Here is a 14,143-nt window from a genome sequence, read left to right as displayed (position 1 = left end):
GTCCGGGCCCCGTACCGAGGGTTCAGCTGCCACGGCCACCGCGTACGGCGGCGCACTCGAGGACGACATGCCTGCCGAGGACGACCCCGATCTCGACGAATCGGCGCTCTCCGGCCACGACTTGATCATGCGGGAGCTGGGGGCCACGGTGATCGAGGAGTTCGATCACGAGTGACGTCCCGGCCCTCGTCGGCGGTGCGGTCCAGGCGGTATGAGGACAGGGTCGGCAGGGCGCGCCGGGAGCACGTAGGCTCAGTTGGAAGAAGGAGAAGTACGCGTACGGCGGGTACGTGAAGTACACGAAGTACGCGTGCTACGCGAAGAACATGCACGGTGCGTGCAACGTGAACAGCGCGCGGTGCATGACAGTCATCGTCGACGAGCCAGGAGCCAAGTCGTGATTCCCGGTGGTGGGGGCCAGCCCGACATGCAGCAGCTGTTGCAGCAGGCCCAGAAGATGCAGCAGGACCTCGCCGAGGCGCAGCAGGAGCTCGCCGAGACATCGGTGGACGGCTCCGCGGGCGGTGGCCTGGTCAAGGCGACCGTGAACGGTGCCGGTGAACTGCAGGGTCTCGTCATCGATCCCAAGGCCGCGGACCCGGAGGACACCGAGACGCTCGCGGACCTCGTGCTCGCTGCCGTGCGGGACGCCGTCAGCGGTGCCCAGCAGTTGCAGCAGCAGAAGCTCGGCCCGCTCGCACAGGGGCTGGGTGGCGGCGGGATGCCGGGGCTTCCCTTCTGAGGAGGTTTCCGGGAACGACCGCGGGGAACAGGGTCGTTCACCTCACAGGCCGTACGTAGGGCGGGGCTCTCTCAGGGGTCTTCCAGGGTTCGGGGCGCTGGTGGCGCGGTCGTCCGGCAACTAACGTTCACCGGGCACCGTCCCCGACTTCAGGGCCGTAGGAAGAGAACGGGAGATTCCGTGTACGAAGGCGTGGTTCAGGACCTCATCGACGAGTTGGGCAGGCTGCCCGGCGTCGGTCCTAAGAGCGCGCAGCGGATAGCCTTCCACGTCCTTCAGGCCGAGCCCGCCGACGTACGCCGCCTCGCACACGCACTGCTCGAAGTGAAGGACAAGGTCCGGTTCTGTGCGGTGTGCGGCAACGTCGCGCAAGAGGAACAGTGCCGCGTATGCCTGGACACGCGCCGTGACCGCAGTGTCATCTGCGTGGTCGAGGAGCCCAAGGACGTGGTGGCGATCGAGCGGACGCGGGAGTTCCGTGGCCGCTACCACGTGCTGGGCGGCGCCATCAGTCCCATCGAGGGAGTGGGGCCCGACGACCTGCGGATCCGGGAGCTGATGTCACGGCTCGCGGACGGGGCGGTCAGCGAGCTGATTCTGGCCACAGACCCCAATCTTGAAGGAGAAGCGACGGCCACCTACCTCGCGCGTATGGTCTCGAGCATGGGGCTGAGAGTGACGCGCCTGGCAAGCGGTCTCCCTGTGGGGGGAGACCTGGAGTACGCCGATGAGGTCACGCTGGGGCGGGCCTTCGAGGGAAGAAGGTTGCTCGATGTCTGACGCCACACTGAATGCGATCAAGGACAACCCGGACGACTTCGCCGTGCAGGTCTCCGACCAGATCGAGAGTTTCATCGTGTCGGTGACAGAGGTCGCCAAGGGAGACGACCCTGACAGCGCGGTTCCCTATCTGCTTCTTGAGCTGTCCCAACTGCTGCTGGCGGGCGGGCGGTTGGGGGCCCACGAGGACTTCGTCCCGGTCGAGCGGTACGAGCCGGACATCGGTCCCGAGCCGGACGTCGACGAGATGCGTCTCAAGCTCGCCGCACTGCTCGACCCGGTGGACGTCTACTCCGAGGTCTTCGACCCGTACGAGCCGCGTACCGCACCGGTCGCCTGCCGGATCTCCGACGACCTCGCCGACGTGATCACCGATCTTCGGCACGGCATGGCGCACTACGGCGCGGGCCGGGTCAGCGAGGCGCTGTGGTGGTGGCAGTTCTCCTACCTGTCGAACTGGGGCCCCACCGCCTCCGCCGCGCTGCGAGCGCTCCAGTCCCTGGTCGCACACGTGCGGCTGGACACACCGCTGGACTCGCTTGACGGCCTGGACACGGACAGCCCCGCCGATGTGGACGACGGCCTGCTGGAGAAGCAAGCCGGTGCGGTGATGGCCGCCGAGATCGGCGTGCCGCTGGGGATGCAGCCCGAGCGCTGACGCGCTGCGTCGCGCGTCGCCCGCGAAGGCGAAGTAGCCGTCCGGGGCAGCCCGTTGGGGGCCGCGCGCAGCCGTAGGCCGGTCCTGCGTCAGCCGGTGAGGACGCCGGCGTGGCGGGCGGCGCTGAGCCAGTCCGGGAACTCCTGCATCAGCTTCCCGTACAGCGCGTCGTCCGGGATCGACCGGGGCTCGGTGCCGGCGGGGAAGAAGCCCGCGTTGTCGACGATGCGCTTGGCGGGCACCGGCAGGTCGTCGAGCTTGTGCAGGAAGTCGAACTGCGTACTGTCCGGATCGCCGAAGCCCACGAACTGCCAGAACATCGGCAACCGGGCCGCCGTGCACAGCACTTGCTCCGCGGCGCGACGTGAGGTGGGCCCGCCGTCCGTCTGGAAGATGACGAAGGCGGGGTGTGTGGTGCCGGACGCCACGTAGTGGTCGATGACCGTCTCCATGGCCAGGTGGTAGTTGGTGCGGCCCATGTGGCCGAAGCTGTCGCTGAGCCTCGCGATGCGGTTCTCGTACGCGTCCAGCCGCACCTCGGCCACGCCGTCCACATCTGTGGAGAAGAAGACGACGGGAACCGTGCCGTCGTCGTCCAGGTTCGCGGAGAGGCCGAGCGCCTGCTCGGCGAGCCGCTGGACGGTGCCGTCCCGGTAGTACCTGCGCATGCTGCCCGAGCGGTCCAACACCAGGTAGACGGCTGCGCGTTGACCGGCGAGCCCCGCTTTCCGCAGCGATACCTGCGCGGACTTGTACAGGCTGACCAGACGTGGAGCCGAAGCACTGACACGCTCGTGACTCACCGCCGGGGCGAAGACGTCGGCTGGATTCTTCATGTGGTCGATGGACACGCGGACCTCCTGCGGCCGTGGCGGTGCGTAGAGTGCGTAAGCGCACATTACGACGCAATCGTGCGATGCAGGAATACTTCAGCAGGCCTTGAACCGCCCCCTCCCGCGGGGGAGCCGGTCGCGGAGGGCAAGGCCGCCGGGCTACGGGCGCCGGTCAACTGGCGCCGCGCCCCCATGCGTTGCGGTCTACGATCACCAGGCATGGAACCCACCTTGCTGATCACACTCGTAGTCGTCGTTCTCGCGCTCGCCGGCGCCGTTCAGTCGAAGCTCGACCGCACGGACCGACGGATCGCCAGGCTGAACCGCAAGGTCGATCTGATCCTCGACCATCTGCACATCCAGGAGTTCGCCTCCGCGGAACTGCATTCGGTCGGCATGCTCATACAGCAGGGCAAGCGGATCGAGGCGATCAAGCTCTACCGCCAGATCACCGGCACCGGGCTGAAGGAGGCCAAGGAGGCTGTGGACGCGATGGCCGGAACGCGCTGAACAGCGGGCGCCGGAGTGCGGCGCCCGCTTCGCCGAGCCCTGCGCCTGCCGCCCCTCATGCGGACGCGGACCTGCCGCTCGTGCGTGCCCGTCATGCGGGCGATTCGAGCGCACCCGCCACGTCCGAGAGGTCCTTCGCCAGTGCCTTGGCGACGGCCTTGGAGCCGATCCCGCCGAGCAGCTTCCCCATCACCTTGGCGACGCCCGCCTTCTGCACCTCGGAACCGAACGACAGGCGCACCGTCGTGGCCTCGCCGCTCTCCGGGGTGAGCACGAACTCCGAGGTGTAGTGCGCGCCGTGCGACTCGGCCTCGACGACGTAGCGCGCGGGGGCCTCGCAGGCGGTCACCCACATCTCCTCGGTGGCGTCCTTCCCGAGCATCCTCCGCGTCTCCCGCCAGCGCGTGCCGACGCCGAAGGCTCCGTCGCTGAGCATCTCGACCCGTTCGATGCCACTGATCACGCGCGGAGAGCCTTCGATGTCGGTCAGCGCCTCCCAGACCCGCCCGGGGGGCGCAGCGATGCGACGCTCCACGCCGACCTGCCATGTGGTCATGAGAGTGCTCCTTCTCTCGGGGCCGGCAGCCTCGTCCGTCCCGCAGAGCGGAAGTAGAGCAGCAGGGTCTGACAACGAACTCGCAGCGGCTGCCCCGCGGTTGATGCTCAGGCGCCGTCGGGCTGCTCGGCCACGTAGAAGCCGGTCGTGTTGCGTACGGCCGCCTCCACCACGTCGGCCGGTGCGCCGGAAGCGCCGTACGCCGCACCCCACTTCTCGCTGCTCCGCGTCATGCACTCCCGTGCCTCGTCCGTGGCCTCCCAGGCGGACGGGTCCCCGATGGAGTCCCCGCGCAGGTGGAGGCCGAGACCGAGCAGCCCGAGGTCCCAGCCGACGCCGACCGCGCCGGGCCCGAACTGGTCCCACATCTCCGGCGGTACGACAGCGACGTGCTCCAGCTCGAAGACGGTCTGCTCCTCGCCCTGGGGCGTCAGACGCACCTCGACCTCGCTGAAGCCGGGGTTCTCGCCGAACAGCCAGCTCACCTTGAGCAGTTGGGGCGGCTCGCAGCGCAGGATCTCGCCGCCGGCGTTGCCCTCCAGCTGGTAGTGCCCGCCCAGCTTCAGGTCGCCGCTGACCGGCAGGAACCAGCGCTTGATGCGCTCGGCGTCGGTGCAGGCGTCCCAGACGTCCTCCACTGCCGCGTCGTAGGTGCGCCGGAGCAGGACGGTGCGTGCCTCCCCTTCCGCCATTTTCCGGCTGCCCACTTCGCGGTGGATGTCATTGATCTGATCGACGATGTCGTTCATCACTGCTCCTTGTCGCCGCGGTCGTGGTCGCGACCTGTGTGGGTGCCGGTGTCCTTCCGGGCCCTGGGATCCGGGGCGGCTTCCGTACCGGTGTGACCGGTGGCGGTGTCCCTGCTCGTGTCCCGGCCTGAGTCCCCGCCTGTGTCCCCGCCTGTGCCCGTCCCGGCTCTGCGTCGCTCGCGCTTGCCGCGCGCCAGCTCCGTGCCGAGGGCGTCCAGCCGCTGCTCCCAGAAGCCGCGGAACTGCTCGAGCCAGGTGTCGACCTCGCGCAGGGGTGCGGATTCCACTGAGTACAGCCGCCGGGGGCCCTCGGCCTGTACGGAGGCGAAGCCCGCCTCCCGCAGCACACGCAGGTGCTGGGAGACGGCGGGCTGAGAGATTCCGAACTCGGCCTGGATCACCGAGCAGACAGCTCCTGAGGTCTGCTCGCCTTCGGCCAGCAGCTCCAGAATCCGGCGCCGTACCGGGTCGCCCAGAACGTCGAAGGCGTGCACGTCACCCAGGATGCAGCCATCGCTTATATAAGTCAAAGCTTATGCGCTGACCCTGTTCCGTGCCGCCGAGGCCGCCGGGCCGCTCATCCCGTCTGTGTGAGGTGCCTTACGTTCCCGTGTGGGTCCTGGCTGAACGGGCAGGTTTGGTCGCTGGACGAGAGGGCGGGACGCCCTCTCGGTAAAATGAGCCGACCCATGGATTCCCCGCAGGGGAGTCCCCCGGCCGCCAAGGCCGGGGAGGGTGCAGAAAGACTGAGAGTCGAGGAGCGAGCACACGTGGGCCTAGTCGTGCAGAAGTACGGCGGCTCCTCCGTTGCCGATGCCGAGGGCATCAAGCGCGTTGCCAAGCGGATCGTCGAAGCCAAGAAGAACGGCCACCAGGTGGTCGTCGTGGTTTCGGCGATGGGTGACACGACGGACGAGCTGATCGATCTCGCCAAGGAAGTCTCCCCGGTCGTATCGGGGCGCGAGTTCGACATGCTGCTGACCGCCGGAGAGCGCATCTCCATGGCACTGCTGGCGATGGCGATCAAATCCCTCGGACACGAGGCGCAGTCGTTCACCGGAAGCCAGGCCGGCCTGATCACCGACTCCGCGCACAACAAGGCGCGGATCATCGACGTCACCCCGGGCCGTATCCAGACCTCCGTCGACGAGGGCAACATCGCAATCGTCGCGGGCTTCCAGGGCGTCTCCCAGGACAGCAAGGACATCACCACGCTCGGCCGGGGCGGTTCCGACACCACAGCGGTGGCGCTGGCCGCGGCCCTGAACGCGGACGTCTGTGAGATCTACACCGACGTCGACGGCGTCTTCACCGCAGACCCGCGGGTCGTGAAGAAGGCGCGCAAGATCGACTGGATCTCCTTCGAGGACATGCTGGAGCTGGCCAGCTCCGGTTCGAAGGTGCTGCTGCACCGCTGCGTCGAGTACGCGCGCCGCTACAACATCCCGATCCACGTCCGGTCGTCCTTCTCGGGCCTTCAGGGCACGTGGGTCAGCAGTGAACCGCCGGGCGGAAGCGTCGAAAAGCGCGGCGAGGGCACCCCGGGTGCACAGGCCGCGCTGAAGAGCGGGCAAGGCAAGAGGAACGGGCAAGGGGAACAGTCGATGGAGCAGGCGATCATCTCGGGTGTCGCGCACGACACGTCCGAGGCGAAGGTCACGGTTGTGGGAGTGCCGGACAAGCCGGGTGAGGCCGCGGTGATCTTCCGCGCCATCGCGGACGCCGAGGTCAACATCGACATGGTCGTGCAGAACGTCTCGGCGGCGTCGACCGGTCTGACGGACATCTCCTTCACCCTCCCCAAGAGCGAGGGCCGCAAGGCGATCGCGGCGCTGGAGAAGGCACAGGGAGCCATCGGGTTCGACTCGCTGCGCTACGACGACCAGATCGCCAAGATCTCGCTCGTCGGTGCGGGGATGAAGACCAACCCGGGTGTCACGGCGACCTTCTTCGAGGCGCTGTCCCAGGCCGAGGTCAACATCGAGCTGATCTCCACCTCGGAGATCCGCATCTCCGTCGTCACCCGCGAGGACGACGTCAACGAGTCGGTGCGGGCGGTCCATTCCGCGTTCGGTCTCGACAGTGAGAGCGATGAGGCCGTCGTCTACGGAGGCACAGGTCGGTGACGCCCAGGGCCCGCACGGTCCGCCCAGGAGCTGACCGTGCGGGCATGCCCGTCCTGGCGGTCGTGGGTGCGACCGGGGCCGTCGGGACCGTGCTGCTCGCCCTGCTCTCCGAACGGGCCGACGTCTGGGGCGAGATCAGGCTGATCGCGTCGCCGCACTCGGCGGGGCGCGTCCGTGCCGTACGGGGCGAGGACGTCAGGGTCCACGCGCTGAACGAGGAGGCGCTCAAGGGCGTCGACGTCGCTGTCTTCGCCGTTCCGGACGCCGTCGCCGCGCAGTGGGTGCCTGTCGCAGCCGGACAGGGCGCGGTGGTGGTGGACGGATCGCGGGTCTTCCGCATGGACGCCGACGTGCCGCTGGTCGTGCCCGAACTCAACGCCCATGCCGTGGGGGTGCGTCCTCGCGGCATCATCGCCAGCCCCGGCTGCACGACTCTGTCGATGATCGTCGCGCTGGGCGCGCTGCACGAGGAGTGGGGCCTGGAGGAACTCGTCGTCTCCTCCTACGAGGCGGTGTCGGGGGTCGGCAGGTACGGAGTCGACGCGTTGCGCGGCCAGTTGGCGGCGCTGACGTCGGCGGACGCGGCCGGCACGGAACTCGGCAGGCACCCCGGTGACATCCGGCGTGTGATCGCCGAAGGACGCGGCCACGTCGTGCCGGTGCACCCCGACGACCCCGGCGATCCGCACACGACGCCCGTCGCGCTCAACGTGGTCCCCTTCACCGGGGAGATGGAGGACGGCGGCTGGACGTCGGACGAGCTGACCGTCCGGGAAGAGACGAGGAAGGTTCTCGATCTCCCGGAGCTTCGCGTGGCGGCCACCTGCGTACGGGTGCCGGTGCTCACCGCGCACTCGGTCTCCGTTCACGCGCGCTTCGCGAGCGAGGTGTCGGTGTCGCGGGCCCACCGGGCCCTGGCGAACGCGCCGGGAGTCGTGCTGTGCGACGACCCGGCCCAGGGCGACTTTCCGACGCCGGCCGATGTGGCGGGCACGGATCCGACGTGGGCGGGACGGGTGCGACGTTCGCTGGACGACCCGTGCGCGCTGGACCTGTTCGTCTGCGCGGACAACCTGCGCAAGGGCGCGGCACTGAACATGGCGCAGATTGCGGAGTGCATCGGGGCGTGACGAGTTGAGCCGTGCGCGGGGTGCGCGCCTCGCGCACGGCGGCCGGCTCGCCGGGGCGGGCGGCCGCCCGGTCTGTCGCCGGTCAACTGTCGACGGTGGAATGTCGACAGTCCGGGGTGATTGCGAACTTCTCACGCGTGACCGCGCCTTGGCACTGGCCAGCACGGGCGACCTGGACGAGAATTTCGCTCCTCGCCCGCTGCAACCGGCGGTAGGGCGAACGGCGTCTTTGAGTCCGCTGCCAGGTCCCGAGGCGCCGTGACAATTGGGGCATTCGAGAAGAGTTGGTACGCATGAGGGCGGTCGACGAATCGTCAAGGGCGAAGCCAATCGCGTACAACCCTGCAGGGGGAGTGTGTGTCCAACAAGCGTGGCAGAGGCATTTGGATCGATACTCGCGACGGCTCCCGGTACCTCCGGTTTCAGCACCGGAGGCATGCCGGTGATCACGCCATGGTCTGCCACTCGACCTCCGCGCGTCACCGGCCGAGCCGGGGAATCTGACGACGCGATGGCAGCCGGCACCACAGTCGATCAGCTGACCGAGACCTACCGCGTCCACTACCGGTCGCTTCTCGGGCTCGCGGCCCTGCTCCTGGACGACACCGCTTCGTGCGAGGACGTCGTCCAGGAGGCGTTCATCCGCGTCCACTCGGCCCGCAAGCGCGTCCGCGACCCGGAGAAGACACTCGCCTATCTGCGGCAGACCGTCGTCAACCTCTCGCGTTCCGCGCTGCGTCGGCGCATCGTGGGCCTCAAGCTGCTCTCCAAGCCCATGCCTGACATGGCCAGCGCGGAGGAGGGCGCGTACGAGCAGCTGGAGCGCGACGAACTCATCCACGCGATGCGCGGACTTCAGCGGCGCCAGCGCGAGGTCCTGGTGCTGCGCTACTTCGCGGACATGACCGAGGCGCAGGTCGCCCAGACGCTGGGGCTCTCGCTCGGCTCGGTGAAGGCGTACGGCTCCCGGGGGATCGCGGCGCTGCGCGTCGCCATGGAGGCGGCGTCATGAGTGCCTTCGGAGAGGACCAGGTGCGCGAGCGCCTGCGCATGGCCGCCGGCGACGAGTGGCCGTCGAAGGTGCGCAAGCGGGTGGCGTCGCCCGAGCCGGACGACATGACTCTCGCCTCGCACGAAGAGGGCCCGGAGAAGCACGAAGGCGACGGCCCGCACGCGCCCGAGACCCCGCACGCTCCGGACGCCCCCGACCTGCCGGACAGCCCCGAGCTGCCTCCGCACCGCGCGCCCGAGGCGCCCGACCTGCCGGACCTCCCCGAGGTGCCGTCCGTTCCCCATGTGGACGGGCCCGCCCGCATGCCTGAGATCCCGGACGCCCCCGGCATCCTGGACAGCCCGAAGATCCCGCCGACTCCGGACATCCCCGCGGCACCCGAGATCGAGGACATGCCCCGGATCGACGACATGCCTGAGATCCCGGAGCCCCCGGAGATCCCCGAGACCCCGGGCATCTACGACGCTCCCGAGATCCCCGATCCTCCCGAGACAGACGACGCACCGGATCTGCCGGACGTCACCGGACCGACCGAGGTCCCCGGCACCCCCAAGGGTCCCCTGTCCCCGGACACCCCGGACCTTCCGCGGGCGCCGGACCTCCCCGAAACACCTCGTCCCGACCCGGAGGGGCACGACGGGGGCCGAGACGCGGGTACAGCCATGCACTCGAACGAAGCGAACCAGCCGGAACTGCGGTATCCGGCAGGCGGGTCGGCCGCCCACGCCGACGGGACCACTGACGGAAGCACTGACGGGGCCACTGACGGGACAGGCGGGCCCGGATCGTCAGGACGGTCCGACGAGTCCGAGCGGCCGGACCGGCCGCCCCGCACCACCCTGCCCATGCAGCAGAGCCGCGGCGACGAGGCGACTCCGGCCGCCGGCGGGCCCGGCGCACCGGGTGACTCGGGCGGCGGCTCCATCGGTACGGGCGGAGGCGGTGAGGGTGCCGCCGACGACGACGGTGAGGATGAGGGCGAAGAGGCCCTGCGCCGGATGCTGCACGCCAGCGTGCGCGACATCGAGCCCTCGGCCGAGTCCCTCAACTACCTGCGGCACGCGATTCCCGCCCGGCGGGCGCAGCGCCGCCGCGTCCTCGCCGGTGCCGCCGCGGCCGTCGTGCTCGCCGGAGTGGGTGTGCCCGCGCTGGTGACCACGGGGCTGATGCCGGGCACCTCCGGGGACCACTCGATCAATGCGGGCGACAGCCAGGACCAGTCCCGCGGTGAGGGCGGTCAGAACAGCACCGGCCAGACCCAGGGCCCGGACAGCGCCGCCGGAGGCTCGGGCCACAGCGGCGGCAAGGGGAACAAGGGCGACGGCTCCGCCTCCCCCTCACCGTCGGCCGGCAAGGAGTCCGGCGGGGCGAACCCCAGCGACACCCTCGCGACGAGTGCGCCCAGTTGCGGCCGTCAGCAGCTCGGCGAGGGGTCGGCGACGGCGGGCAACCCCGACGCCGACGGCAAGGTCTACGGAAGCTTCCGCGTCGTCAACACCTCGTCCGACGCGTGCACCGTGGAAGGTGAAGGCGTCGTCGGAGCGTCAGCGCGCGGAGTCGCCGACAGCGACCGCATAAACGTCCTGGACCACACTCCCGGCGACGCCGCCGGCGACCTGCCGGACCCCGGCACCTCGCCGGACGCACTCGTGCTCAGACCCGGCGAGGCGTACCTGGTCCGCTTCGCCTGGGTCCCCAGCGAGTGCCCCAGCTCCGGATCTCCGAGCCCGAGGGCCGGGGAGGCCGACGGGCCGGGCGGCAGCAACGCCAACTCGGGCGGCAGCAACGGCAATTCGGGCGGTCCCGGCACCCCGGAGACGGGCGGCGGCGACAGCGACGGCGGTGGCGACGGGGGCAACGGCGACGACGAGGAAGAGGCCGCCGTGGTGCTCACCCACACCCCTGATGTGGGTGACCCGGCCGCCGCGAACACGACACTCGACGGTGCATGCGCCGGCACTCTCTACCGCACGGGAGTCCTGGCCTCCAGCTGACGCCTGGTCGTCCCCTCCTTCCCTCCGGGCACGGCGGGGTAGGAGGGGATCGCGGGGTCACCCCGATCTCGCCCCACGTACGACCGGCAGGCCGCTTCCCCGTACCGTGGGGGCGTGTACCGGTTTCTGCTGACCCCGCGGTGGTGGGGGATCAACCTCTTCGCCGTACTGGCGATCCCGGTCTGCCTCTTCATGGGCAGCTGGCAGCTCTCCCGCTTCGAGGCGCGCGTCGAGAGCCATCAGCAGCAGGAGAAGACCGCCGCCGGCGCGGCCCATGCCAAGCCCCGGCCGCTGTCCGGGCTGCTGCCCGTGGACGCCGAGACCAGCGGCCGCATGGCCGAGGCCACCGGGCGTTACGACACCGGCCACCCGCTCCTCGTTCCCGACCGGGCCCTTGAGGGGAAGCGGGGCTTCTACGTGCTGTCCCTGCTGCGCACCGGCGAGGGCAAGGCCCTTCCCGTCGTACGCGGCTGGCTGCCCGGCGACGCCGACCCCCGCCGCGTACCCGCACCGCCGCGAGGTGAGGTGACCGTCTCCGGCGCCTTGCAGGCGTCCGAGTCGCAGGGCAGCCCGGGTGTGAGCTCGGGCGGTGGGCTGCCGAAGGGCCAGCTCGGCATGATCAGCGCGGCCTCCCTGGTCAACGTCGTGCCCTATGACGTGCACAACGCGTGGATCACCGTGCAGCACACCGCCGGAGGCTCGCAGTTGAGGCCGGTGCCGCCGGTACGACCCGACAACACCGGCCTCGACATGAAGGCGTTCCAGAACCTCGGTTACACCGCCGAGTGGTTCGTCTTCGCGGGCTTCGTGCTCTTCATGTGGTTCCGGCTCTTCCGCCGCGACACGGAGCTGGCCAGGGACGCGGCGCTCGGCCTCATCCCTGGGCCTGCCCCTGAGCCTGCCGGTCCTTCCCGTGAGGCAGATGACGGAGAGCGAAGTCGATCTCCAGCTTCAACTGCTTGATCCGCTCCTCCACGACGAGCGAGCCGTGCCCGGCGTCGTAGCGGTAGACCTCGTGGGGTGCGTCGCGCTGCTCCAGCCGCCGCACGTAGTTCTCCACCTGACGGATCGGGCAGCGGGGGTCGTTGACGCCCGCGGAGATGTAGACGGGTGCCCGCACGTCGTCGACGTAGGTGATCGGTGACGAGAGCTCGAAGCGCTCGGGCACCTCCTCCGGTGAACCGCCCAGCAGCGTGCGGTCCAGCGACTTCAGCGCCTCCATCTCGTCGTCGTACGCCGCGACGTAGTCCGCGACGGGCACCGCCGCCAGACCCACCGCCCAGGCCTCCGGCTGGGTGCCCAGGCCGAGCAGCGTGAGGTAGCCGCCCCATGAACCGCCGCCGAGGACGAGCTGCTCGGGGTCGGCGAGACCTGAACTGACGGCCCAGTCCCGTACGGCTGCGATGTCCTCCAGCTCGATCAGGCCCACACGGTGCTTGAGAGCGTCCGTCCAGGCGCGTCCGTAGCCGGTGGAGCCGCGGTAGTTGACGCGTACGACGGCGAAGCCGTGATCGACCCAGGCGGCGGGCTGACCGGCGAAGGCGTCGCTGTCGTGCCACGTCGGGCCGCCGTGCACGTCGAAGACCGTCGGGAAGGGCCCGACGCCTTCGGGCTTCTGGACCAGGGCGTGAATGGTTCCGCCCGGGCCCGCGACCCATGCGTCCTCGACGGGAACGGAGGGCGGCGCAGCCATGCCGGGCGGGTCGAGGACGACGGCGCCGGCGGCGGACCGCACCTGCGGCGGCTTCGCCGCGGACGACCACAGGTACTCGATGTCGACCGCGGCCTCGGCGGCTCCCGCCGACCCTTCCGTGCGGGACGGACGGGCCGTCGCCTCGGCGACGGAGCCGGGCGGGGTCTCGATGCGCGTCAGGGTGCGGGCGGCGATGTCGTAGCGGTACAGCTCGCTGCGCGCCTGATGGCTGTGCGAGATCAGCAGGGACCGAGCGTCGGGATACCACTCGGCGCTGACGTCGCCGGGCAGGTCGATCGCGAGTTCCGTGACGGTGCCGCCGAGCGGATCCCAGATCACCGGCTCCCAGCGGCCGTTGCGCTGGTGCGCGATGAGCAGCCGCTGATCGGCAGGAACGGGCGCGAACCCGAGGACGGCCAGGCCCAGTTCCTTCGTGCCGCCCTCGCTGTCGTCGAGTTCGGTGACGGTGCTGCCGTCGGGGTTCACCACGCGCAGCGCGGAGTGCATGGCGTCACCGTGCTCCGTGTGCTCGATGACCATCAGCGTCCCGTCGTGGGAGAGGTCGCCGACTCCTGCGGACTCCCGGTGCCGGTAGATCTCGACCGGGTCCTCGCCGCGGCGCGCGACGTGGATCGTCGTACCGTCCTCGTCGGTCGAGCGGCCGACGACGGCGGTGCCGTCCCGCCCGATGGCCAGTCCCGCGGGGAAGGACGGCGCGAGACCGGGGACCGCCTCCACGTCCTGTCCGCCCTTGAAGGGCTGCCGCATCCAGACCCCGAACTCGTCACCGTCGGTGTCCGAGAACCACCAGACCTCCTCCCCGTCCGGCGTCAGCGCCCCGTCCGTCGTCCCGTTGGGACGGTCCGTCACCTGACGGTGCTCGCCGGTGGCCCGGTCCCATGCGTACAGCTCGAAGGTCCCGGTCGCGTTGGAGATGTACAGCGAGCGGTCGGGAGCGTCCTCGGCCCACTCGGGCAACGACACCCGGGGCGCGCGGAAGCGCTTCTCCCAGTCCGGCATGGCGCTGTCGGGTGTGGCATGCGTGTTCTGCGTCATGGCTCCATTCTGCGCCGGGAGGGTGGAGGCCGTGATCCGCGACCCCGTAACACCGTTTCGAGAGCGGTCGGTGTGGAGATGCGGACGGGACGGGGACGTACGCATCGGCGCAGCAACAGGCGGACGGAGGGCGACGTGACTGGGGGAAGGACCAACAGGCCCGCGGCACACGACGAGACCGCGGCACACGACCAGGAGGGTGCGGCCGAGGCGGTCAACGCCCTGCCGCTGGAGGCCCCTCGGGGAGCGCCGCCCTCTCCGAGCCGCCGCGGGATGCTCGCGGCGTCGGCGGCAGCCGGGATCG

The 14,143-nt window shown here is 70.1% G+C and carries 13 protein-coding genes and 1 pseudogene; 9 read left to right on the top strand and 5 right to left on the bottom strand.

Annotated elements, in window-relative coordinates; translation table 11 throughout:
* Positions 1–397: 397 nt before the first annotated feature.
* The 3 genes from H5J26_RS20800 to H5J26_RS20790 all read left to right on the top strand — a co-directional run bounded on the left by H5J26_RS20800 (position 398) and on the right by H5J26_RS20790 (position 2,180).
* Complete coding sequence (locus H5J26_RS20800) at positions 398–742, top strand: YbaB/EbfC family nucleoid-associated protein (protein ID WP_181767429.1); 345 nt, start codon at positions 398–400, stop codon at positions 740–742.
* 180 nt (positions 743–922) lie between these two features.
* Entirely contained in the window at positions 923–1,522 is a 600-nt protein-coding gene (gene recR, locus H5J26_RS20795) for a recombination mediator RecR (RefSeq protein ID WP_181767428.1), read from the top strand.
* Positions 1,515–2,180, top strand: a complete 666-nt coding sequence (locus H5J26_RS20790) for a DUF5063 domain-containing protein (RefSeq protein ID WP_181767427.1) — start codon at positions 1,515–1,517, stop codon at positions 2,178–2,180. The genes recR and H5J26_RS20790 overlap by 8 nt, the downstream gene beginning before the upstream one ends.
* 89 nt (positions 2,181–2,269) lie before the next feature.
* Here H5J26_RS20790 and H5J26_RS20785 read toward each other — a convergent pair whose 3' ends face one another.
* Positions 2,270–3,031, bottom strand: coding sequence for a vWA domain-containing protein (locus H5J26_RS20785; protein WP_419183828.1), 762 nt, complete (start codon positions 3,029–3,031; stop codon positions 2,270–2,272).
* Between the two features lie 201 nt (positions 3,032–3,232).
* On the opposite strand from H5J26_RS20785, the gene H5J26_RS20780 reads away from it, so the two are divergent.
* Positions 3,233–3,523, top strand: a complete 291-nt coding sequence (locus H5J26_RS20780; RefSeq protein WP_235980867.1) for a ribosomal protein L7/L12 — start codon at positions 3,233–3,235, stop codon at positions 3,521–3,523.
* Between the two features lie 91 nt (positions 3,524–3,614).
* Here H5J26_RS20780 and H5J26_RS20775 read toward each other — a convergent pair whose 3' ends face one another.
* From H5J26_RS20775 to H5J26_RS20765, 3 genes and pseudogenes are all read right to left on the bottom strand, one after another.
* On the bottom strand, positions 3,615–4,079 hold the full coding sequence (locus H5J26_RS20775) for an SRPBCC family protein (protein ID WP_181767426.1): 465 nt from the start codon (positions 4,077–4,079) through the stop codon (positions 3,615–3,617).
* 107 nt (positions 4,080–4,186) lie between these two features.
* Positions 4,187–4,828 (bottom strand): SRPBCC family protein, encoded by a 642-nt coding sequence (locus H5J26_RS20770; protein ID WP_181767425.1) that lies wholly within the window; start codon positions 4,826–4,828, stop codon positions 4,187–4,189.
* A gap of 161 nt (positions 4,829–4,989) precedes the next feature.
* A pseudogene (locus H5J26_RS20765) lies at positions 4,990–5,331 on the bottom strand (ArsR/SmtB family transcription factor); the annotation flags it as partial.
* A gap of 267 nt (positions 5,332–5,598) precedes the next feature.
* Here H5J26_RS20765 and H5J26_RS20760 point away from each other — a divergent pair.
* From H5J26_RS20760 to H5J26_RS20740, 5 genes are all read left to right on the top strand, one after another.
* Positions 5,599–6,954 (top strand): aspartate kinase, encoded by a 1,356-nt coding sequence (locus H5J26_RS20760; RefSeq protein WP_181767423.1) that lies wholly within the window; start codon positions 5,599–5,601, stop codon positions 6,952–6,954.
* Positions 6,955–6,998: 44 nt separating this feature from the next.
* The gene (locus tag H5J26_RS20755; protein WP_181767422.1) at positions 6,999–8,084 is read left to right on the top strand and encodes an aspartate-semialdehyde dehydrogenase; all 1,086 of its coding nucleotides are present in this window, start codon (positions 6,999–7,001) and stop codon (positions 8,082–8,084) included.
* Positions 8,085–8,520: 436 nt separating this feature from the next.
* Positions 8,521–9,096, top strand: a complete 576-nt coding sequence (locus H5J26_RS20750; protein ID WP_181767421.1) for a SigE family RNA polymerase sigma factor — start codon at positions 8,521–8,523, stop codon at positions 9,094–9,096.
* A complete protein-coding gene (locus tag H5J26_RS20745) occupies positions 9,093–11,090 on the top strand; it encodes a hypothetical protein (protein ID WP_181767420.1) in 1,998 nt (665 codons plus the stop codon). The genes H5J26_RS20750 and H5J26_RS20745 overlap by 4 nt, the downstream gene beginning before the upstream one ends.
* A gap of 114 nt (positions 11,091–11,204) precedes the next feature.
* Positions 11,205–12,053 (top strand): SURF1 family protein, encoded by an 849-nt coding sequence (locus H5J26_RS20740; RefSeq protein ID WP_181767419.1) that lies wholly within the window; start codon positions 11,205–11,207, stop codon positions 12,051–12,053.
* On the opposite strand, the gene H5J26_RS20735 is transcribed toward H5J26_RS20740, so the two are convergent.
* Positions 11,965–13,839, bottom strand: a complete 1,875-nt coding sequence (locus tag H5J26_RS20735) for a S9 family peptidase (RefSeq protein ID WP_235980866.1) — start codon at positions 13,837–13,839, stop codon at positions 11,965–11,967. The genes H5J26_RS20740 and H5J26_RS20735 overlap by 89 nt on opposite strands.
* Positions 13,840–14,143 lie beyond the last annotated feature (304 nt).

It is taken from the genome of Streptomyces albidus (ex Kaewkla and Franco 2022), assembly GCF_013870515.1.
Taxonomy (GTDB): domain Bacteria; phylum Actinomycetota; class Actinomycetes; order Streptomycetales; family Streptomycetaceae; genus Streptomyces; species Streptomyces albidus.
This window is presented reverse-complemented; position numbering and strand designations above follow the sequence as displayed.